Annotated in this window: 15 protein-coding genes, 1 pseudogene and 1 riboswitch; of the genes and pseudogenes, 10 read left to right on the forward strand and 6 right to left on the reverse strand. The window is 70.1% G+C overall.

Going from position 1 to position 20,943, the window contains the following annotated elements:
- Positions 1 to 66: 66 nt before the first annotated feature.
- The 3 genes and pseudogenes from speB to AOK01_RS22750 all read right to left on the reverse strand — a co-directional run.
- A pseudogene (speB, locus tag AOK01_RS22740) lies at positions 67 to 1,029 on the reverse strand (agmatinase); the annotation flags it as partial.
- Entirely contained in the window at positions 1,013 to 2,557 is a 1,545-nt protein-coding gene (locus tag AOK01_RS22745) for an asparagine synthase-related protein (protein ID WP_055514597.1), read from the reverse strand. The gene AOK01_RS22745 and the pseudogene speB, both read right to left, overlap by 17 nt.
- Positions 2,558 to 2,561: 4 nt before the next feature.
- Positions 2,562 to 4,235 carry a thiamine pyrophosphate-binding protein gene (locus AOK01_RS22750; RefSeq protein WP_055514600.1) on the reverse strand — a complete coding sequence of 558 codons (1,674 nt, stop codon included), beginning with the start codon at positions 4,233 to 4,235 and terminating at the stop codon, positions 2,562 to 2,564.
- Between the two features lie 268 nt (positions 4,236 to 4,503).
- On the opposite strand from AOK01_RS22750, the gene AOK01_RS22755 reads away from it, so the two are divergent.
- Positions 4,504 to 5,484 carry an aldo/keto reductase gene (locus AOK01_RS22755; RefSeq protein ID WP_055514602.1) on the forward strand — a complete coding sequence of 327 codons (981 nt, stop codon included), beginning with the start codon at positions 4,504 to 4,506 and terminating at the stop codon, positions 5,482 to 5,484.
- 158 nt (positions 5,485 to 5,642) lie between these two features.
- Here the strand turns inward: AOK01_RS22755 and AOK01_RS22760 are convergent, their stop codons facing one another.
- A complete protein-coding gene (locus AOK01_RS22760; RefSeq protein WP_055514604.1) occupies positions 5,643 to 7,013 on the reverse strand; it encodes an aminotransferase family protein in 1,371 nt (456 codons plus the stop codon).
- 195 nt (positions 7,014 to 7,208) lie between these two features.
- On the opposite strand from AOK01_RS22760, the gene AOK01_RS22765 reads away from it, so the two are divergent.
- The 4 genes from AOK01_RS22765 to AOK01_RS22780 are packed head-to-tail and all read left to right on the forward strand — an operon-like array spanning position 7,209 to position 10,644.
- Positions 7,209 to 8,393, forward strand: a complete 1,185-nt coding sequence (locus AOK01_RS22765; protein ID WP_055514607.1) for an LLM class flavin-dependent oxidoreductase — start codon at positions 7,209 to 7,211, stop codon at positions 8,391 to 8,393.
- 55 nt (positions 8,394 to 8,448) lie between these two features.
- Positions 8,449 to 8,919 (forward strand): nuclear transport factor 2 family protein, encoded by a 471-nt coding sequence (locus AOK01_RS22770; RefSeq protein WP_055514609.1) that lies wholly within the window; start codon positions 8,449 to 8,451, stop codon positions 8,917 to 8,919.
- A gap of 28 nt (positions 8,920 to 8,947) precedes the next feature.
- The gene (locus tag AOK01_RS22775; protein ID WP_055514611.1) at positions 8,948 to 10,147 is read left to right on the forward strand and encodes a PLP-dependent aminotransferase family protein; all 1,200 of its coding nucleotides are present in this window, start codon (positions 8,948 to 8,950) and stop codon (positions 10,145 to 10,147) included.
- Positions 10,144 to 10,644, forward strand: coding sequence for a flavin reductase family protein (locus AOK01_RS22780; RefSeq protein WP_107099891.1), 501 nt, complete (start codon positions 10,144 to 10,146; stop codon positions 10,642 to 10,644). Before AOK01_RS22775 ends, AOK01_RS22780 begins: the two co-directional genes overlap by 4 nt.
- Before the next feature lie 100 nt (positions 10,645 to 10,744).
- On the opposite strand, the gene AOK01_RS22785 is transcribed toward AOK01_RS22780, so the two are convergent.
- Positions 10,745 to 11,758 (reverse strand): threonine ammonia-lyase, encoded by a 1,014-nt coding sequence (locus AOK01_RS22785; RefSeq protein WP_055514612.1) that lies wholly within the window; start codon positions 11,756 to 11,758, stop codon positions 10,745 to 10,747.
- 195 nt (positions 11,759 to 11,953) lie between these two features.
- Here AOK01_RS22785 and AOK01_RS22790 point away from each other — a divergent pair, with 195 nt between their 5' ends.
- Together AOK01_RS22790 and AOK01_RS22795 are read left to right on the forward strand one after the other, a co-directional pair.
- Entirely contained in the window at positions 11,954 to 12,334 is a 381-nt protein-coding gene (locus AOK01_RS22790) for a RidA family protein (protein WP_055514614.1), read from the forward strand.
- Positions 12,335 to 12,615: 281 nt separating this feature from the next.
- Positions 12,616 to 13,728 (forward strand): CobW family GTP-binding protein, encoded by a 1,113-nt coding sequence (locus tag AOK01_RS22795; protein ID WP_055514616.1) that lies wholly within the window; start codon positions 12,616 to 12,618, stop codon positions 13,726 to 13,728.
- Here AOK01_RS22795 and AOK01_RS22800 read toward each other — a convergent pair.
- Positions 13,725 to 16,184 (reverse strand): DNA gyrase/topoisomerase IV subunit A, encoded by a 2,460-nt coding sequence (locus AOK01_RS22800; protein WP_055514618.1) that lies wholly within the window; start codon positions 16,182 to 16,184, stop codon positions 13,725 to 13,727. The two genes, AOK01_RS22795 and AOK01_RS22800, sit on opposite strands and share 4 nt — an antisense overlap.
- Positions 16,185 to 16,701: 517 nt before the next feature.
- Between AOK01_RS22800 and AOK01_RS22805 the strand changes: the two genes are divergently transcribed.
- The 3 genes from AOK01_RS22805 to AOK01_RS22815 all read left to right on the forward strand — a co-directional run bounded on the left by AOK01_RS22805 (position 16,702) and on the right by AOK01_RS22815 (position 20,731).
- Positions 16,702 to 18,057: a M16 family metallopeptidase gene (locus AOK01_RS22805; RefSeq protein WP_055514620.1), complete on the forward strand. Its 1,356-nt coding sequence runs from the start codon at positions 16,702 to 16,704 to the stop codon at positions 18,055 to 18,057.
- Positions 18,054 to 19,442, forward strand: coding sequence for a M16 family metallopeptidase (locus tag AOK01_RS22810; RefSeq protein ID WP_055514622.1), 1,389 nt, complete (start codon positions 18,054 to 18,056; stop codon positions 19,440 to 19,442). The genes AOK01_RS22805 and AOK01_RS22810 overlap by 4 nt, the downstream gene beginning before the upstream one ends.
- 327 nt (positions 19,443 to 19,769) lie before the next feature.
- A riboswitch (cyclic di-AMP (ydaO/yuaA leader) is annotated at positions 19,770 to 19,930 on the forward strand.
- A gap of 12 nt (positions 19,931 to 19,942) precedes the next feature.
- Positions 19,943 to 20,731: a M23 family metallopeptidase gene (locus tag AOK01_RS22815; protein ID WP_055514625.1), complete on the forward strand. Its 789-nt coding sequence runs from the start codon at positions 19,943 to 19,945 to the stop codon at positions 20,729 to 20,731.
- Positions 20,732 to 20,943: the final 212 nt, after the last annotated feature.

Genomic DNA, 20,943 nt, shown 5'->3' on the forward strand with positions numbered 1-20,943 from the left:
CGTGGCTCGACGGGTGATGCGTGGCCGGGCCGGCGCGGGCGCCGTTGCCCGTGCCCGTCCCGTGCCGCGTGCGTACTGGTAGAGGAGCTCGGCGCCGACCTCGGCGGCGAGCAGAGCGGTGATACCGGCCGGGTCGTGGGTGGGCAGCACCTCGACGATGTCGAAGCCGACCGGTTTCAGGTCGCCGACGACCGACAGCAGCGCCAGCACCTCGCGGGAGGAGAGCCCGCCCGGCGCCGGGGTGCCGGTGCCCGGCGCGTAGGCGGGGTCGGCGACGTCGATGTCGACCGACACGTACAGGGGCAGGTCGCCGACCACGGACCGGATCTCCCGGACGACATCGTCCAGCGACCGTGTGAAGAACTCCTGTGCGGTGATGACGCGTACGCCGTGCCCGCGGGCGTAGTCGAGCGAGTCGGGCCGGGGGTTGTGGCCGCGGATGCCGAGCTGGACCACGTGATCCGGCGCGGCGAGGCCCTCCTCGATCGCCCAGCGGAACGGGGTTCCGTGGTGGTACGTGCCGCCGTACACGGGTGGGTTGGTGTCACTGTGAGCGTCCAGATGGAGCACGGCGAGCCGGCCGTGCCGGCCGTGCACGGCGCGCATCGCGGCCAGGGACAGCGAATGGTCCCCGCCGAGCATCAGGAACGCGTCGTTGTCCGAGAGCAGTCCCGTGAGCGCCTCGGTCGCCGTCTCCATGGCGATGTCCTGGGAGAACGGGCTGAGGTCGATGTCGCCGCCGTCGACGACGTCGATCAGGTCGAACACATTGGGGCCGCGGTCGATGCCGGTGCCATGGATGAGGCACGACTCGTGCCGGATGGCGCGCGGGGCGAAACGGGCGCCGGGCCGGTAGCTGGTGCCTCCGTCGTAGGGGGCACCGATCACGACGACGTCGTGGCCCACCGGGCTCGGATCGTGCTGGAGCCGCATGAAGGTGGCGAGTTGCGCGTATCGAGGCGAGGAACCGCTGCTGAGCTGGGTCTTCCCGGACGTCGCGAAGTCGCTGCCGTCATTGTTCGAGTGCATGGCGGGTCCGTCCTTTCTCAGTGGCCGCGAGGACCTCGTCGAAGGAGATCTCGTCGGGGTGCCGGGTGCGCAGGACGATCAGATCGTGCATGCGCCGGGCCATGGCCGCCTTGCACTGTTCGACGCGCCCGGGTGGCACGCCCTTCTCCAGGAGGAGGGCGGTCCAGGCGCTGGAGGTGCCGGACCCCTCGTGGATACCGAGCTTGGGCCGCGACAGGGTCTCGGCCGGGAGCATCCTGGCCAGGGCCTCGCGGAGCACCCACTTGTCGCGGCCGTAGCGGCGCTTGAGACCGGGGTCGAGCGAGATCAGGCAGTCGAGCAGGTCGCGGTCCCAGTACGGATGCGTGGACCAGATGCCGGCGACGCCCGAGATGACCGGGGACATCTCGTTCAGCCCGTCGAACGTGGCCATGTCGTGGGCGATGACGGAGTCCAGGAGGTCCAGCGGTTCGGTGTGCCGGTGCATGCCTCCCAGTGGGATGTCGGCGCCGTAGCCGGTCAGGACACGCCGTGGGCCGGGCGGCAGTCTGCGGTAGAGCGCGATCAACGGCAGCAGGTACTCCAGGATGGTGTGGTCGGCGATCTCCGCGGCCCACACGGCCCAGGGGAGCTCCCGCACCAGGTCGGAGCTGTGGATCGTCATCTCGGAGTGGTCGGTGCCCAGGTGGCCGGCCACCACCTTGGCGGGTCCGAACTCGTCGGAGGCCTCGGTCCCCATGGACACGGAGTGGACGAGGCCGCCGTGCGCGACCGCGTGCGCCGCGACGCCACTGGAGTCGATGCCTCCGGAGAGCACCACGGTCGGCTCCGGATCGTCCCGCAGCCGGGTCTGGACAGCCTGTGCGAGGAGCCTGCGCACCCGGCCGACGGCGATCTCCTCGCCGACGGCGGCCCGTGACACCGGGGGGGTCCAGGTGTACACCCGGTTCGCTGTCCGCACCTCGCCCTGCACGGTCTCCAGAATCAGCGCGGTACCCGCCTGGACGCGGTGCACCCCCGTAGCGCCGGGCAGCAACTGGGCGCCGGCCACGTCCAGGGGGGTACCGGGCAGCCCGGCGAGCGTCTTGGCCTCGGTGGAGACGTCGACACCGTGGGCGTCGGCGCGCAGCCAGAGCGGGACCGAGCCGGCGTGGTCGGTGGCCACGACGACCCGCCCGCCGCCGTCCAGGAGGAGGGCGGCGAAGCGGCCGTTGAGAATACGGAACGCGGTCATGCCCCAGTGGTGCCAGGCGGCCAGAACGAGCGTGGCGTCGCTGCCGTGGGCGGCGGAGGCGTTCCCGAGTGCCTTGGCGACCTCGTCGCGGTTGTAGATCTCGCCGGCGAGCAGCAGGTGGATGCCGCCGTCGGAGACCAGGGTGTCGGGGGCGCCGAAACTGACGGCGACCCCTTGGAGGTGGCGGCCCGCGCTCGCCGCCGAGACAGCGCTCGTATGGCCCTGAGTCGCGAAGCGGGGGGTTTCCGGCGCGGCGCGGCGTGGCGACCACGACACGCGCGCCCAGAAGCCCGCGACAAGATTGGGTCCCATCATGGCGTCAGATGTCCAGGGCCTCGAAGCCACCGGACTGGAAGTCGTAGGCCACGGGCACCTCTATCAGGAACGGCCGGCCCAGCTCGGCGCCCTTGCGCAGGGCCTGGACCAGTGACTCGCGGTCGGTGGCGCGGACGGCGTCGCAGCCGTTGGCCTCGGCGAGTTGGACGAAGTCGACGCTCCTGAAGGCGACGGCGGGGGCGTGCGAGCGCTGGTGGCCCTTGTTCTGGTAGAGCTCGATGAGCCCGTTGCGGTCGTTGTTGACGACGACCATCACCAGCGGCAGACCGAGGCGGACCGCGGTCTCCAGATCGGCACTGTTGGAGTGGAAGCCGCCGTCGCCCGCGATGAGGAAGACGGGCTCGTCGGGGCGGGCGATCTGGGCGGCCATGGCGGCCGGCAGCCCGTAGCCGAAGCTGCTGCATCCGGCGGAGGTGAGGAAACCGTAGGGCTGGTCGGCTTTGGCGAACAGGACGCCGTAGTGGCGGAAGAAGCCGATGTCGCTGACGAAGGTGCCGTTTTCCAGGACCGAGTTCATGCAGTCGATGACCTGGTGGACGCGCATGCCGTCGGAGTACTCCTCGTCGTCGGCGAGGAACTCGGCGACGCGGGCGCGCAGCGGCTCGATGTCGTGCGGGGTCTTCGCCATGAGGTGGGCGGTGGCCTTGTCCAGGGTCTCGATGACCTCACGCGGATCGGCGACGACGTCGACGGTGGGGCGGAAGAGGGCCGTGATGGGGTTGACCGTGGCGGCGACCCGGACGACCTCCTTCTCGGTGCCGCGGGTCCACATGGAGGGCCGGAGGTCCTCGGCGTAGTCGTAGCCGAGGGCGACGATGAGGTCGACGGGGCCGAAGATCTGGTCGAGGGCGGAGAAGGACAGGATGCCGTCCATGTAGCCGCTGATCGCACCGTAGTTGAGGGGGTGGTCGTGAGGCAGAACGCCCTTGGCGGTGTAGGTGGTGACGACCGGGATGCGCAACCGCTCGGCGAAGGAGCGCAGCGCGTCGACGCCGTCGGCACGGATCACGGCGCTGCCGACGACGAGGACGGGGTGCTTCGCGGCGGCGATCTTGTCGGCGATGCCGGGGACGAGCTCGGTCCAGGTCGGGTCGACGACGGCCTTCTTGCGGTAACCGACGACGGGGGCGGCCTGGGCGGCGTCCTCGGGCACGTCGGCGCCCAGCAGGTCGATGGGCAGGCTGAGGAAGCTCGGGCCGACCGGCTCCGTGGTGCTGTGCAGGACCGCGGTGTCCACCAGGGACGTGATGTCGGCGGGGCGCTCCAGCTGGGCGCTGAACTTGGTCAAGGGCGCCATCACGGCGACGCTGTCGACGCACTGGTGGGTGACGTTGGGGAAGCAGTCGTGCGACTCGGACTGGGCCGCCATCGCGATCACCGAGCTGCGGTCCAGCGCCGAGGTGGCGACACCCGTCGACAGGTTGGTCATGCCGGGGCCGAGCGTGGCGAAGCATGCCTGCGGGCGGTTGGTCAGGCGGGCAAGCACGTCGGCCATGACACCGGCGGTGAACTCGTGCCGGGTCAGGACGAACTCCAGCCCGTCCACCTCGTCGAAGAGGATGGCCTCCGCCTCCCGGCCGACGACACCGAAGACATGGTCCACGCCGTACTCGTGCAGCCGCCTCAGCAGGAGCTCCGCGGTCTTCTTGCTGGCCATGAGGAACCTCGTTTCATCCGGTCAGGGAGGGCACGCGTCGGGGGAGAGCCGCGTGCCGGGTACGAAGCCGCCTGCGCTGGGCGCCGCGGCGATCACCAACCACTGTCGGTACGGCCTCTTGCGTTCGGGTGGACCTCCGGCTTGCCCCCGCGTACGGTGCCGACCGTCCAGCGCTTCGCCACCACGGCACGCTGTCATCTCGGACGGGAACTCCCGTGGGCGGCACGGGACATCGAGGGCCGAGGAGATTCGAGTGCGATCACCGTCCATGCCTCCCCTGCGCAGACTGCGGCAGCTGGAGGTGAGTGCGCAGGGGTTCGGCTGTCTGCCCACCACGGTCTTCTACGGCAGTCCTACGCGGACCGAGGCCACAGCTGTGCTGCGTGCCGCCCTGGACGCCGGGGTGACACTGTTCGACACGGCCGACGTACAGGGACTCGGCGCGGGTGAGGAACTACTGGGCGAGGTGCTCGCCGGCCGTCGGGACGAGGTGCTGATCGCCACCAAATTCGGGATGCGGCGCGGCGGCGACGGCTCGTTCCTGGGGCTGTGCGGCCGGCCCGAGTACGTGCGCGAGGCATGCGACGCCTCGCTGCGGCGCCTGGGTACGGACCGGATCGACCTGTACTACCAGCACTGGATCGACCCCGAGGTACCGGTCGAGGAGACGGCCGGAGCGGTGGCCGAGTTGGTACGGGCGGGGAAGGTGCGCTCCTTCGGGCTGTCGGAGCCGTCCGCCGACAGTGTGCGGCGTGCCGACGCCGTCTTTCCGGTGACCGCGGTGCAGAGCGAGTGGAGCCTGTGGTCGCGGGATGTCGAGGACGAGGTGGTGGGCGTCTGCCGGGAGCGCGGGATCGGCCTGGTGGCCTACGCACCGCTCGGGCGAGGCTTCCTGACGGGGGCGATCCGCCACCACAGCCAGCTGACCGCGGACGATTTCCGGCAGAACCTGCCGCGGTTCCAGCCGGCGAACCTGGAGCGCAACCTGGCGATCGTGCGACGCCTCGACACACTCGCCCGCCGGCTCGGCGTGTCGGCCGCGTGTCTGGCCCTGGCCTGGCTGCATCACCAGGGCCCGGACGTGATCCCCATCCCGGGCACGACGTCCCCGGCCCACCTCGCCGACAACCTCGCCGCCACCCGGCTGGCCCTCGGCCCCAGCGAGTCGGCGGCCCTGCGGGAGGTGGCGGCCCTGCGCGTGCACGGTGAGCGCTACCGTCCCGAGATGCTGGCGATGACGGGCACCTGACCCCGGCGGTACGACAGCGGCCGCGCCGCTCCCCCTTGCTGACGGACGGGGAGCGGCGCGGCCATGTGCTTGTCGGTGGACTGTTCCCGGGGCGCCCGGCGCCTGAAGGAATGTGCCTGCGGGAGGTGTGCCCGCAGTCGGGTGCCGGCAGTCGGGTGTCAGCGGACGGAGCCGTCCGTTCCGAGCCGTTCGAGGACGAAGCGGAAGCCGTCGACGATCTTGTCGGCGGTACCCCGGTCGAGTACCAGTGGCGGGGAGACAATCAGCGCGTGCGCGTTGTTGCGGACCAGGATCCCCGCCTGTTCGCGCAGTGCGTCGGCGACCCGCAAGGTGCCACCGGGCAGGTCGGCGCCCGTCTCCTGGTCGGACACCAGCTGGACGGCGAGCATCAGCCCGATCTGCCGGACGTCGCCCACCGCGGGCAGGCCGAGCAGTCTGCTGCGCAGCCCGGCGGCGAGATACGCACCCGTCCCGGTGGCATTGGCGAGCAACCCCTCCTTCTCGATGATGTCGAGGTTGGCGAGGGCGACCGCGCAGGCGGTGGGGTGACCGGTGTAGGTGAAGCCGATCGGGAAGCCGCCCTCCGCCCCGACGACCTCGGAGACCTCCTCGCTCACCAGCACCGCGCCGTGCGGGATGTAGCCCGAGGTGATGCCCTTGGCGGTCACCAGGATGTCCGGTACGACGCCGAAGTGCTCGGCGCTGTACCACCGGCCGGTGCGCCCGAACGCCGTGACGACCTCGTCGAAGATCAGCAGGATGCCGTGCCGGCGCAGCACCTCGGCGACGCGCGGCCAGTAGTCGGCGGGCGGTACGACGGCACCGTACCCGCCCATGACGGGTTCGCCGATCATCGCGGCGATGTGCTCCGGGCCGATCTTCTCGATCGCCGCCTCCAGCTCGCGGACGCAGAAGTCCGTGGGGTCCTCACCGGCGTACCACTGCTTCTGGTAGGGGTGGGGCGGGGTCAGGAAGTGCACGTTCGGGACGACCGGGCCGAAGCCGTCCTGGTAGACGGGGGAGCCCGACAGACTGCCGCTGCCGTAGCCGATGCCGTGGTAGGCGGTGTGGCGGGAGAGGACCCAGTTCCGCCCGGACGCTCCCTTGCGGTGATGGTAGTAGCGGGCCAGGCGCAGGGCGATCTCGTTGCCCTCGGAGCCGCCGCTGGTGTAGAAGACCCGGTCCAGGCCCGGGGGTGCCAGGTCGGTCAGGCGCGTCGCCAGCTCGATGGCCCGGTCGTTGGTGATGGTGCCCCAGGTGTGGAAGTAGTCGAGCCTGCCCAGCTGTTCGGCCGCGGCCGCCGCCAACTCGCGACGGCCGTGTCCGACCTGCATCACCCCGAGCACGGCCGAGGCATCCAGGTACTCCCTGCCGTCCGCGTCCCACACGCGGCAGCCCTCTCCCTTGACGAGGACCGTGCGGTCCTCCCTGCCGTCGGGCAGGAGCGGGTGCAGTATCCGTTCCCGGTCCAGCCGCACCAACTCACCGGTGGCGTGCCTGGACCGGGAGATCCCGGTAGCTGCGGTCATGGAAAAGCACCTCCGAAGACTCATGGATGCGGGCACAGCGGCCGGCTGTCGCCCGCGCCCAGTGTCACGAACCCGGACTGCCCCCAGTTGGACGAGTCCTGCCAATGCCTGCGCATGCGGCGGATCCAGCTGTCCGCAAACCGGCCCTGGGAATGTCTGTCACGGACATCGACCAGCGAGAGAGGAGAACCAGCGGTGAAATCCATTTTGTTCTACCTGCCGAGTACGGGCAGCCATATGCAGATCACCCGGGGGATGGCGGGCACAAATCCTGCCAATTACCAGAACATGCTCAGGCAGCTCACCCACCAGGTGCGCGCGGCCGATGAAATGGGCTACTGGGGGGCTTCCTTCACCGAGCACCACTTTCACATCGAGGGTTTCGAGGTCTCGAACAACCCGATTCTGCTCGGCCTGTACCTGGGTCAGCAGACCAAGAACATCCGCATCGGGCAGATGGCGAACGTGCTGCCGCTGCACAATCCCATCCGGCTCGCCGAAGACCTGTCGATGCTGGATCACATGATGCGTGGCCGCACCTTCGTGGGCATCGCCCGCGGCTTCCAGCGCCGCTGGGCCGATGTCATGGGGCAGGTGTACGGCGTCGGCGGCACCCTCTCCGACCGCAGCGAGAGCGACCGGCGCAACCGGCGGCTGTTCGAGGAACACTGGGAGATCATCAAAAAGGCGTGGACCAACGAGACCTTCACGCACGAGGGCGAGCAGTGGACCATCCCGCCGAAGGACCTGGAGTTCCCCTACGACGCCGTGCGTCGCTTCGGCCGCGGCCAGGACGACGCCGGCCGCATCGTCGAGGTCGGGATCGCGCCGCGGCCCTACCAGAACCCGCATCCGCCGGTGTTCCAGCCGTTCAGCTTCAGCGAGGACACCTTCCGGTTCTGCGCCCGGGAGAACGTCGTCCCCATCGTCATGCACACCGACCCGGTGAGGGTGGGCGAGCTGCTCGACGTCTACGTCGAGGAGGCGGAGGCGGCCGGCCGGGGCCGACTGGCTCGCGGTGAGAGCGTCGGGGTGATGCGGGACGTGCTGGTGTCCCGGAACAAGGAGGAGGCACACCACTGGGCGCGCCATGGAGGCGGTTTCATCTTCGACAACTGGTTCGGTCCCATGGGCTTCACCGAGGCACTGCGCAACACCGGCGAGACCGGGCCCATCGGCTCCGACTACGACACGCTGGTCGAGCGGGGCCTGGAGTGGGTGGGCACGCCCGACGACATCAACCGCAAGATCGAGCGGCTCGTGGAGCACCACACCCCTGAGTATCTGCTGCAGTGCCAGTACTCCGGGCCGATCCCGCACGACGTGCAGATGCGCAGCCTGGAGCTGTGGGCCACCGAGATCGCGCCCAACTGGCTCTGACCTTCCCCTTCCCCAGCGGATCACGACTCCCGCAGGTACGACGACGAGGAGAACCATGCCGAGCAACCAGGCCGCGACGACGGACGAGCAGCGCAAGGCCGTCGTCATCGCGTACCTCAAGGCGTTCGACAACGGAGGCACCGGCACCGACGGCCGTTCCGTCCTCGACTTCTTCGCCCAGGACGCGCAGTTCTTCTTCCCCAAGTGGGGTCTGGCGAAGGGCAGGCCGGAGATCTCCCGGCTCTTCGACGACCTGGGCCCGACGATAAAGTCGATCACCCATCACTTCTGGTCCTTCAACTGGCTGACGACCGGCACCGACCTGCTCGCGGTGGAGGGCACCACCCACGGCGAGCATCACGACGGTCCCTGGCACGTCGGCCTGCCCGAGTGGGGAGCCGGCCGGTTCTGCGGAGTCTTCGAGGTCCGCGACGACCTGATCCAGCGCGCCTTCATCTACATGGATCCCGACTACGCCGGCCAGGACACCGCCCGCTACCCCTGGCTCGACGGCACCCGACACTGACAGATCACCGATGTTCGGAGGAACCGATATGGACGTCCTGGCCACGCTCCGCCGGCAACCCAGCCTGAACCTCTTCCCGATCGAGAACCGCCTTTCCCCCCGGGCCCTGGAGGCGCTGTCCTCCGATGCCAACAACCGCTATCCGTACTCGGAGACGGACGTCGCCGTGTACGGCGACGTCACCGGTCTGAACGACGTCTTCACCTACTGCACCGACCTGACGAAGCAGTTCTACGGAGCCCGGCACGCCTACGTGAACTTCCTCTCGGGCCTGCACACCATGCACACCGTCATCACCGCTGTCGCCACGGCGGGCGACCGGGTGATGGTGCTGGCGCCCGAGGACGGCGGCCACTACGCCACGGCGACGATCTGCCGGGGCTACGGTCACGAGGTCGACTTCCTGCCGTTCGACCGCGGCACTCTGGAGATCGACTACGCCAAGCTGGCCACCACGGTCGCCGAGCGCCCCGTCGACCTGATCTATCTCGACGCGTCCTCGATGCTGCGCTTCCCGGACGCCCGCGCTCTTCGGGCCGCCGCGCCCGACGCGCTGATCTGCCTCGATGCCTCGCATCTGCTGGGCCTGCTGCCGGTGGCTCCGCAGACGCTGGTCCTGGACGGGGGCTTCGACAGTATCTCCGGCAGCACCCACAAGACGATGCCGGGACCGCAGAAGGGTCTGCTCGTCACCAACAGTGACCGTATGGCGGAGCTGGTCGGTGCCCGCATCCCCTTCACGGCGTCGAGTTCGCACTCCGCGAGCGTCGGGTCCCTGGCGATCACGCTTGAGGAACTCATGCCGCACCGTACGGCCTATGCCCAGCAGGTCATCGACAACGCCCGGGCGCTGGGCAGCCAGCTGGCGTCGCGCGGCTTCGACGTGGCCGGGAAGGACTTCGGTTACTCCGAAACCCACCAGGTGTGGGTCCACCTGCCCGACGGGCACACCACGCACCAGTGGGGGAGGACCCTGACCGCGGCCGGTATCCGGTCCACGACCGTGCAGCTGCCCAGCACCGGCCGGCCCGGACTGCGGCTCGGCACCCAGGAACTGACCCGCTGGGGCATGCGGGAGAGCGACATGAGCGTGGTGGCCGACCTGCTCGCCCGGCTGCTGCTGCGTGGCGAGGCGGTCAAGGAGATCGCCGAGGACGTCTCCACCCTCGCCCTGTCCTACCCGGGGGTCGCCTTCGCGGGGCCGCTCGCGCCCCTCGCCTCTCGGTGATCCCCGGCACACTCGACGCCACGCTGTTCCGGTCGGTGCTCGGGCATTACCCCACCGGGGTGGCCCTCGTCACCAGCGCCGGCGAGCCGCCGGCGGGGATGATAGTGGGGACGTTCACCTCGGTCTCCCTCGATCCACCGCTGGTCGGGTTCCTGCCCTCGAAGGCGTCGACCTCCTGGCCGCGCATCCGCGCCGGGGGCAGCTTCTGCGTGAACGTTCTGGGAGCGGACCAACGCGAGGTCTGCCTGGCCTTCACCTCCCGGGACACCACGCGCTGGGAGGTGCCCCACCACCAGGCGCCGTCCGGGGCGCCGGCGCTCTCCGGGGCGATCGCCTGGATCGACTGCGATCTGGCGGACGAGACCGAGGCCGGTGACCACTGGTTCGTGACCGGTCATGTCCGCCGGTTCCAGGTGCAGCACGAGGGGGAACCGCTGCTCTTCCTGCGGGGAGAGTTCGGGGCGTTCGCACCCTGCCCGGCCCCGGTCCTCGACTGATCCGGTACCGGTCCTGCTCGGAGCACGAGGCCGTTTCCCCACTCCCGGGGAAACGGCCTCGTGCTCTGCGGTCTGCCGCGAGGGAGCCGGGACCGGGCTGTCAGACCGCCCGGCTCGCCGCGCCGAGGGACGCGAGGTCGGTGTTGCCGCCGGACAGGACCAGGACCACGACCCCGCCCGCGGGCACGGCGACCTCTCCGGTGCGCAGCGCGGCCAGGCCCACCGCGGCCGACGGTTCGAGGATCAGACGGGTCGCCCGCATCAGATCGATCCAGGCCAGGCGGATCTCCTCCTCGGACACCTGGACGAGTTGATGGGTGTGGTGCAGGACGTGGTGGTAGGTGTGAGTCCCGGCGAACGGCGCGTTCAGGCCGTCGGCCATCGACGTCGGCGCGGTCGGCAGGGACACGGGTCCCCCGGACTCGACGGCGTGTGCGAGGGCACGGGCCGCAGCGGGTTCCACGCCGACGACCCGCGTGCTCGGCGAGAGCGCGGCGAACGCGGCACCGATCCCGCTCAGCAGACCGCCCCCGCCGACCGGGGCCAACAGGACGTCCACCCATGGCAGGGCCTGCCAGACCTCCAGGCCCACCGTGCCCTGCCCCCCGATCACGTCGAGATCGTCGAAGGGGTGCAGCAGCAGCGCGCCGTTGCGCTCGGCGAACCGCTGTGCCGCGGCGACGAAGTCCTCGCCCTCGATGACGGTGGCACCGTGCCGTCGTATCGCGTCGATCTTGGTGGCGACCGCGCCCGGCGGGACGAAGACGGTGGCGGGGACACCGAGCCGACGGCTCGCGTAGGCGAGCGCGGCGCCGTGGTTGCCGGCCGAGAACGTCACCGCGTGGGAAGGCCGCTCGCCTCTCTCCCCGCGGGCGAGCAACGCGTTGGTCGCTCCCCGGACTTTGAAGCTACCGGTGTGCTGCAGGTTCTCGGCCTTGAGCAGCACCTGGCAGCCGAACGCGAGAGAGAGCTCCTCACAGGGCAGGAGCGGGGTCTCCAGCACCCGGCCGGTCAGCCGGGCTGCGGCCGACTTGAGGTCCTGTTCCGTCAGGAGGGGGGAGGGTGTAGCTCGGTTCCCGGTGTCGATGTCCACCGGAGTGGCGTCCGTATGCATCGCCTGCACCTCGTTTCAGGGCAAGGGCGGGCCCGGAGGGGCGCCGCTGACGGGCGCCGACTCTGCCAGCGATCGCTTGCGGACCGCTGACCGTGGACGTCCGGCGGACCGACGGGGGTGTCAGCAAAAGCCCAGGGAATCGCAAGGACCCGGTGGCACTGTCGATGGCGACCACATTCCGTCACAGGAGGTTCCATGAAGACGCAGGTGTTCACTACCGAGAACGCGCCCACTCCGGTGGGCCCCTACTCCCAGGCGGTCCGCCGCGGCAACATTGTCTCCGTGTCCGGTCAGGTCGGTCTCGATCCGGCGAACAACAAGCTGGTGGAAGGCGGAATCGCTGAGCAGACCCGCCAGACGCTCACCAATCTGGAAAGCATCCTCAAAAATTCCGGTGCCTCCTTCGCCGACGTCGTCACCGTGCGGATCTACATCACCCAGGCCGCCGACTTCGCACCGATGAACGAGGTGTACGCGAAGTTCCTCAGCGAGCCCTTCCCGTGCCGCACGACCGTCTTCGTCGGCCTGCCGCCCGGCATGCTGGTGGAGATCGACGTCCTGGCCGTGGTCGACTGATCCACACCCCGCTTCTCCGCAGGTCCGGATGCGCCCGACCGGCACGGATCTCCTTTCCGTTCGGGCGCAGCCACAATCGGCAGTACGCGGCCGTGGAACTCGCGGGAATGCGGACCGGGTTGTCGCTGCCAAGAGCTGTCCCGTAATCCCCGACGGGACAGCCCTCAGGGCGTTTGTCGACGGGCTCGTATCCTTGGCGGACATTCGTTCCTGTCGTGGGAGCCCCGTCGTGGGAGCCGGTCCGTGAGCCGGTGTCGCATTGGTGTGAGAGAGGTCGCGCGTTGAGTCAGGCGAGCCCCCCGCAGATCCCGGTCCTGATCCTCGCCGGCTTCCTGGGCTCAGGAAAGACCACCCTGCTCAACCACCTCCTGCACCGCGGCGGAGGCAGCCGGATCGGCGCGATCGTCAATGATTTCGGCGCCATCGAGATCGACGCCATGGCCGTGGCCGGCGCGCTCGGCGACTCCACCGTCTCACTCGGGAACGGCTGCCTGTGCTGCGCCGTGGACGCAAGCGAACTCGACCTCTACCTGGACCGCCTCGCCCGGCCCGCCGCCCGGATCGACGTGATCGTCATCGAGGCGAGCGGTCTCGCGGAGCCGCAGGAGCTGGTGAAGATGCTCCTCGCAAGCGAGAACCCGCACATCGTCTACGGCGGCCTGGTGGAGGTCGTCGACGCCGCCGAGTTCGACGCCACCCGCGAGAAGCACCCCGAGATCGACCGGCACCTCGCCATCGCCGACCTGGTCGTCGTCAACAAGGCGGACCGCGCGGCGGACCCCGACCGTGTGATCCGGCTCGTACGGACCCTCGCCGACGGCGCCGCCGTCGTACCCGCCTCGTACGGGCGGATCGACCCCGAGTTCCTCTTCGACTGCCGGCCGACCGAGGAACGTATCGGGCAGCTGTCCTTCGACGACCTGCACCGGCACGAGGACAGTGACCACGAGGACAGCGACCACGGTGGTCCTCACGAGCCCCGCGGTCATCTGCACTCCGCCTACGAGTCCGTCTCCTTCACCTCCGAAGTGCCCCTCGGGCCCCGGCGGTTGATGGCCTTCCTCGACGGCAGGCCCGATGGCCTCTACCGCATCAAGGGGTACGTCGACCTCGGCGCCGCGGATCCCCGCAACCGGTACGCCGTGCACGCCGTGGGCCGGTTCCTGCGGTTCTATCCGGAGCCCTGGCCTCCGGGCGAGCGCCTCACCCAGCTCGTACTCATCGGGTCCGGCATCGACGCCGTCGCGCTCCGCAAGGAACTGGAGGCGTGCAAGGACGACGCCCCACACGCCGACGAGCGCGGCATGTGGGGCGTCCTGAGATACGTACAGGAGCAGGAGCAGGAGCAGGAGCAGGAGGCGGAGCAGGAGGCGGAGCAGGAGGTCGAGGGTTAGACCGGGCCCGCCACCACCGAGACCGTCTTCGCCAGCGAGACCCCCGAGCCGTCGCGCCGCGGGTCCATCTCCGGCAACTCCGCAGGCGTACCGTCCTTCTGCGCGGCGCGTGCCGGAGCGGGACCTGCCCACGCCAGGCTCAGGCAGTCCTCGCCCTTCAGGAACCGCTGGCAGCGCACGCCACCCGTGGCCCGGCCCTTGCGCGGGTACTGGTCGAAGGGGGTCAGCTTCGCTGTCGTCTGGACCGAGTCGTCCAGCGTGCCGCGCGAACCCGCCACGGTGAACACCACCGCGTCCACGGCCGGGTCGACCGCCGTGAACGAGATCACCTTGGCCCCCTCCGTCAGCTTGACGCCCGTCATACCGCCCGCGGCCCGGCCCTGCGGGCGGACCTGGGACGACTGATAGCGCAGCAGCTGCGCGTCGTCGGTGATGAAGATCAGGTCCTCCTCGCCCGTGCGCAACTCGGCCCCGCCGACGACCCGGTCACCGTCCTTGAGGGAGATGACCTCCAGCTCCTCCTTGTTGGACGGATAGTCCGGGACCACCCGCTTGACCACACCCTGCTGTGTGCCGAGCGCCAGGCCCGGTGACGACTCGTCGAGCGTCGTCAGGCAGACCACCTGCTCGTCACCCTCCAGGGTCAGGAACTCCGAGACCGGCGCGCCCCCCGAGAGGTTGGGCGCCGCAGCGGTCTCGGGCAGCCGCGGGAGGTCGATGACGTTGATCCGCAGGAGCCGTCCGGTGGACGTGACCGCGCCGATCTCGCCCTGTGCCGTCGCCGGGACGGCGGAGACGATCAGGTCGTGCTTGACGCGTCTGGCCTCGTCCTCCCCGAAGGGGTCGCCGTTGGCCGTACGGGCGAGCAGCGCCGTCGACGACAGGAGTACCCGGCACGGGTCGTCCGCCACCTGCAGCGGAACGGCCGTGGCGGCGGAACCGGCGGACTCCAGCAGCACCGTACGCCGGTCGGTGCCGAACTTCTTGGCCACCGCGGCCAGTTCGCCCGACACCAGCTTGCGCAGCTCGGTGTCCGACTCCAGGATGCCGGTCAGCTCGTCGATCTCGCCGTTGAGCCGGTCGCGCTCGGTCTCCAGCTCGATGCGGTCGAACTTGGTGAGCCGGCGCAGCGGCGTGTCCAGGATGTACTGCGTCTGGATCTCGCTCAGCGAGAAGTGCTCGATCAGGCGCTGCTTGGCCTGAGCGGAGTTCTCGCTGGAGCGGATGAGGCGGATGACCTCGTCGATGTCCAGCAGGGCGACGAGCAGGCCCGCGACCAGGTGCAGCCGGTCGCGCTTCTTGGTGCGGCGGAACTCGCTGCGGCGGCGCACGACCTCGAAGCGGTGGTCGAGGTACACCTCCAGCAGTTCCTTGAGACCGAGCGTGAGCGGCTGGCCGTCGACCAGCGCGACGTTGTTGATGCCGAAGGTCTCCTCCATCGGCGTCAGTTTGTAGAGCTGCTCCAGGACGGCCTCGGGCACGAAGCCGTTCTTGATCTCGATGACCAGGCGCAGGCCGTGCGCGCGGTCGGTGAGGTCCTTGACGTCGGCGATGCCCTGCAGCTTCTTCGAGCCGACCAGGTCCTTGATCTTCGCGATCACCTTCTCCGGGCCGACGGTGAAGGGCAGTTCGGTGACGACGACGCCCTTGCGGCGCGCCGTCACGTTCTCCACCGACACCGTCGCGCGGATCTTGAAGGTACCGCGCCCCTTCTCGTACGCGTCCCTGATCCCGGACAGGCCGACGATCCGGCCGCCCGTGGGCAGGTCGGGGCCCGGCACGTACTTCATGAGCGTGTCGAGATCGGCGCCGGGGTGGCGGATCAGGTGGCGGGCGGCGGTGATGACCTCGCCGAGGTTGTGCGGCGCCATGTTCGTCGCCATGCCGACCGCGATGCCCGACGCGCCGTTGACCAGGAGGTTCGGATACGCGGCCGGGAGGACCACCGGCTCCTGCTCCTGGCCGTCGTAGTTCGGGCTGAAGTCGACCGTGTTCTCTTCGATCGACTCCGTCATGAGGGAGGTCGCGTCGGCCATCCTCGCCTCGGTGTACCGCATGGCGGCCGGCGGGTCGTCGTTGCCCAGCGAACCGAAGTTGCCGTGGCCGTCGACCAGGGGCAGCCGCATGGAGAAGGGCTGGGCCAGGCGGACCAGGGCGTCGTAGATCGACGCGTCGCCGTGGGGGTGGAGCTTACCCATGACCTCGCCGACGACGCGGGCGCACTTCACATAACCGCGGTCGGGGCGGAGCCCCATCTCGTTCATCTGGTAGACGATGCGGCGGTGCACGGGCTTGAGGCCGTCGCGGGCGTCCGGCAGGGCTCGGGAGTAGATGACCGAGTACGCGTACTCGAGGAAGGAGCCCTGCATCTCGTCGACGACGTCGATGTCGAGGATGCGCTCCTCGAAGTCGGCGTCGTCATCGGGTCGCGGGGTCTTCGTGCTGCGGCGGGCCATCGCTGCTGCGACTCCTTCACAGTCTCTGCCGGGGCATGAACGGGTTCTGACGCGGTCCATTGTGGACCGGAGTACTGACAACGCGGACCACGACCCGTCCGTACGGGCCTCGCGGGCGGGGTGCGCGACCGCCTCGACAGGCCGCGCCGACCGTGATTCCAGCGACCTCCGCAGACCTCGGAACCCCGGTTCCGACTGCCTGCGCAGACCCCGGACGCTATCGCGTCCCCGTCGGCGCGAAGATCGCGAGGCCGTCGGCACCGAGCCCGCGGGGCCATCGACCCGGAGCCCGCGAGGCCGTCGGCCCGACTCCCGGTCCCGACTCCCGGTCCCGCCCCCGGCCCCGGCCTCGACCCCGGGTGTCCTCGGATCTCGTACGACCGTACGAGATTCAAGGGCGCCCGCGTGCTCGCTCTCGGCGTACCCGACACGGGAACTTCGCCAGCTGTCCGCGCGCTTGCATACAGTGGCACGACTAGCAGGAATTCAGCAGTTTTCCGCGATCGAAGGGACGTACATGCCCATGGGTCACACGGCCACAGCCGAGGCCGGTTCCGGCGGCCTGACAGCGACCGAGCACCGCCTGGCCAACGGCCTGCGTGTGGTGCTCTCCGAGGACCATCTGACCCCGGTCGCGGCGGTGTGCCTCTGGTACGACGTCGGCTCGCGCCATGAGGTCAAGGGCCGCACCGGGCTCGCCCACCTCTTCGAGCACCTGATGTTCCAGGGCTCAGGACAGGTGAAGGGCAACGGCCACTTCGAGCTGGTGCAGGGAGCGGGCGGTTCGCTCAACGGGACGACGAGTTTCGAGCGGACCAACTACTTCGAGACCATGCCGACGCACCAGCTGGAGCTCGCCCTCTGGCTGGAGGCCGACCGCATGGGCTCGCTGCTCGCCGCGCTCGACGACGAGTCGATGGACAACCAGCGGGACGTCGTCAAGAACGAGCGCAGGCAGCGCTACGACAACGTCCCCTACGGCACCGCTTTCGAGAAGCTGACCGCCCTCGCGTACCCGGAGGGCCACCCTTACCACCACACGCCGATCGGGTCGATGGCCGACCTGGACGCGGCCACCCTGGAGGACGCGCGCGCCTTTTTCCGCACCTACTACGCGCCCAACAACGCCGTGCTGTCGATCGTCGGCGACATCGACCCGGAGCAGACGTTGGCCTGGGTCGAGAGGTACTTCGGTTCCATCGCGGGCCACGACGGCAAGCCCGCCCCGCGTGACGGCTCGCTCCCGGAGACCATCGGTGAGCAGCTGCGCGAGGTCGTCGAGGAGGAGGTCCCGGCCCGCGCGCTGATGGCCGCCTACCGGCTGCCGGAGGACGGCACGCGCGCGGCCGACGCCGCCGACCTGGCCCTGACCGTCCTCGGTGGCGGCGAGTCGTCCCGGCTCTACAACCGGCTCGTACGCCGGGACCGTACCGCCGTGGCCGCCGGGTTCGGCCTGCTGCGCCTCTCCGGAGCACCCTCCCTGGGGTGGCTCGACGTGAAGACGTCGGGCGACGTCGAGGTTCCGGTGATCGAGGCCGCCGTCGACGAGGAGCTCACCCGGTTCGCCGAGGAGGGCCCCACGGTCGAGGAGATGGAGCGCGCGCAGGCGCAGTTGGAGCGCGAGTGGCTGGACCGGCTCGGTACGGTCGCGGGCCGCGCCGACGAACTCTGCCGGTACGCGGTGCTGTTCGGTGACCCCCAGCTCGCCCTGACCGCCGTCCAGCGTGTCCTCGACATCACCGCGGCGGAGGTGCAGGAGGTCGCCAAGGCCCGCCTGCGCCCCGACAACCGCGCGGTGCTGGTCTACGAGCCGGTCGCCCCCGAAGAGACCGACACCGCCGCTGCAGACACCGACGAGGAGGCGGCCAAGTGACCGAGCTCGCCACGATGGAGTTCCACCCGCAGCCCCAGGCCGGCGAGGCCAGGCCCTGGGCCTTCCCGGCGCCCGAGCGCGGCGCGCTCGGCAACGGCCTGACGCTGTTGCGCTGCCATCGCCCCGGCCAGCAGATCGTCGCCGTGGAGGTCCTGCTGGCCGCGCCGCTTGAGGCCGAGCCGAAGGGCCTGGACGGTATCGCCACGATCATGGCGCGGGCCTTCTCGGAGGGCACCGACAAGCACTCCGCCGAGGAGTTCGCCGCCGAGCTGGAGCGCTGCGGCGCCACGCTGGACTCCTACGCCGACCACCCCGGCGTACGGCTCAGCCTCGAAGTCCCCGTCTCCCGGCTGCCCAAGGCGCTCGGGCTGCTCGCCGACGCCCTCAGGGCGCCCGCGTTCGAGGACGGCGAGATCGAGCGGCTGGTGCGCAACCGGCTCGACGAGATCCCGCACGAGAGTGCCAACCCGGCCCGCCGGGCCGCCAAGGAGCTGTCCCGGCAGCTCTTCCCGGCGACCTCGCGCATGTCGCGCCCGCGCCAGGGCACCGAGGAGACGGTCACCGCGATCGACTCCGCGGCCGTACGCGCCTTCTACGAGAAGCACGTACGCCCCGCCACGGCCACCGCGGTCGTCGTCGGAGACCTCATCGATCTCGACCTCGACACGCTGCTCGGGGACACGCTCGGCGCCTGGACCGGATCGCAGGCCGAGGCACGCCCCGTGCCGTCGGTGACCGCCGACGACACCGGCCGGGTGATCATCGTCGACCGTCCCGGGGCCGTCCAGACGCAGTTGCTCATCGGCCGCGTCGGCGCGGACCGGCACGACCGCGTGTGGCCGGCCCAGGTGCTCGGCACGTACTGCCTCGGCGGCACCCTCACCTCCCGTCTGGACCGCGTCCTGCGCGAGGAGAAGGGATACACCTACGGCGTGCGGGCGTTCGGCCAGGTGCTGCGTTCCGCTCCGGACGGGACGGGCCTCTCGATGCTCGCCATCAGCGGCTCCGTGGACACCCCGAACACCGGCCCGGCGCTCGACGACCTCTGGAAGGTGCTGCGCACCCTCGCCGCCGAGGGCCTGACGGACGCCGAGCGCGACGTCGCCGTGCAGAACCTGGTGGGCGTGGCGCCCCTGAAGTACGAGACCGCGGCCGCCGTCGCGGGCACGCTCGCCGACCAGGTCGAGCAGCACCTGCCGGACGACTTCCAGGCGACGCTGTACCAGCAACTCGCCGCGACCGGCACCGTGGAGGCCACCGCGGCCGCCGTGAACGCCTTCCCGGTGGACCGTCTGGTGACCGTCCTCGTCGGGGACGCCGCGCAGATCGAGGAGCCCGTCAGGGCCCTCGGAATCGGCGAAGTCAGCGTCGTGGCACCCGAGTAGGGACCGAAGCAGGGACCTGAGCAGAGACCTGAGCAGAGACCGAAGCAGGACCTGGGCAGGGACCGGCAGCGGAACGAGCGGAAGACCGGCGGCCGGTGGGACAGAGGCCGGCGGCCGGGTGAGGCCCGGGTGACCGATGAGTCGCCCGGGCCTCTTCGCGTACTGCCGCGCACTGCTGCCTCCATGGTTTGTCCGTATTGGTATGGAGGTTGCTTGTCTGCCCTGTGGCATGCGCAACAAAAGTCGTGATCCGTTTGTCTGGGGAAAGTGGCCGCGCTTAGCGTCGGTCCGGCTGTTCGTCAGGCAGTGCGCCGCGTCCGCGGCACCGGACAGTCATCGCCGAGTCCCCGTACGGCGCGAGCCAGGGGAGCCGGGGACCCATGCGCAGTCCCTGGGGTGAATCGGACGCCCTTCCCGAAGGGTGTCCGTAGGAGACCTTCCTGCTCCGAACCCGTCAGCTAACCCGGTAGGCGAGAAGGAAGGAAAGGACCAGCCACTTCATGGCGTTCACCCGCGCCGCGGGGAAGCACCGTCTTCCCAGCCGTACGAAGCGCACGACCCGCAGGACGGTGGGGGTCGCCGCACTCGCCACCACCGGTGTCGTAGGCACCCTGGCAGCCCCGGCCCTCGCGGCCGAGGAGAGCCCGGTCGAGCAGACCGGCCTCACCCAGGCCGTCACCCTCGGCGACTCGGTCGCCCAGGAGATCGACGCACAGGCCGCCGCCCAGCAGCAGGCCGCCGCCCAGGCAGCCGCCCGCGAGAAGGCCGAGGCCGCCGCGAAGGTGCGCGCCGAGGAAGCCGCGGCGAAGGCGAAGGCGAGGGCCGAGAAGGAGCGCGAGGCCAAGGCCCGTGCCGCCCGCGAGGCCGAGCGCAAGCGCCTCAACGCGTACACCGCGCCGATCACCGGCTCGTACGTCTCCACCGGCTACCAGGCCGGCGGCGGCATCTGGTCCTCCGGCAGCCACACCGGCATCGACTTCCACGCCGCGAGCGGCACCGCCGTGCACGCGGTGGGCTCCGGCACCGTCGTGGAGGCCGGCTGGGGCGGCTCCTACGGCAACCAGGTCGTCATCAAGATGAACGACGGCACGTACACCCAGTACGGGCACCTCTCGTCCATCGGCGTCTCGGTCGGCCAGACGGTCACTCCGGGACAGCGGATAGCCCTCTCCGGGGCGACCGGCAACGTCACCGGGGCGCATCTGCACTTCGAGGCGCGTACGACCGCGGAGTACGGCTCCGACATGGACCCGGTCGCGTACCTCCGCTCGCACGGCGTGAACGTCTGACCGCACGGCACGGCACGGCGCGACACCGCACGGCACCGCACCTCCGTCGAAGGCCCCGGCTCACCGAGCCGGGGCCTTCGCGTGCCCGACCGCTCCGCCGTCCCCCGTGCGACCGTACGACCATGCGCCTGTACGACCGCTTACGGTCGCTTTCGCACCGGACGACTGCCTGTTCAGAGACGTGATGTGTCCAAAAAATATCCATGGATTCC

This window comes from Streptomyces aurantiacus (assembly GCF_001418335.1).
Lineage (GTDB): Bacteria > Actinomycetota > Actinomycetes > Streptomycetales > Streptomycetaceae > Streptomyces > Streptomyces aurantiacus.

Bases quoted from the DNA above. Each gene is read 5' to 3' on its own strand.
- AOK01_RS22750 (WP_055514600.1), bottom strand. From the start codon at position 4,235: ATGGCCAGCAAGAAGACCGCGGAGCTCCTGCTGAGGCGGCTGCACGAG.
- AOK01_RS22745 (WP_055514597.1), bottom strand. From the start codon at position 2,557: ATGATGGGACCCAATCTTGTCGCGGGCTTCTGGGCGCGCGTGTCGTGG.
- AOK01_RS22770 (WP_055514609.1), top strand. From the start codon at position 8,449: ATGCCGAGCAACCAGGCCGCGACGACGGACGAGCAGCGCAAGGCCGTC.
- AOK01_RS22815 (WP_055514625.1), top strand. From the start codon at position 19,943: ATGGCGTTCACCCGCGCCGCGGGGAAGCACCGTCTTCCCAGCCGTACG.
- AOK01_RS22800 (WP_055514618.1), bottom strand. From the start codon at position 16,184: ATGGCCCGCCGCAGCACGAAGACCCCGCGACCCGATGACGACGCCGAC.
- AOK01_RS22785 (WP_055514612.1), bottom strand. From the start codon at position 11,758: ATGCATACGGACGCCACTCCGGTGGACATCGACACCGGGAACCGAGCT.
- AOK01_RS22805 (WP_055514620.1), top strand. From the start codon at position 16,702: ATGCCCATGGGTCACACGGCCACAGCCGAGGCCGGTTCCGGCGGCCTG.
- AOK01_RS22790 (WP_055514614.1), top strand. From the start codon at position 11,954: ATGAAGACGCAGGTGTTCACTACCGAGAACGCGCCCACTCCGGTGGGC.
- AOK01_RS22755 (WP_055514602.1), top strand. From the start codon at position 4,504: ATGCCTCCCCTGCGCAGACTGCGGCAGCTGGAGGTGAGTGCGCAGGGG.
- AOK01_RS22775 (WP_055514611.1), top strand. From the start codon at position 8,948: ATGGACGTCCTGGCCACGCTCCGCCGGCAACCCAGCCTGAACCTCTTC.
- AOK01_RS22760 (WP_055514604.1), bottom strand. From the start codon at position 7,013: ATGACCGCAGCTACCGGGATCTCCCGGTCCAGGCACGCCACCGGTGAG.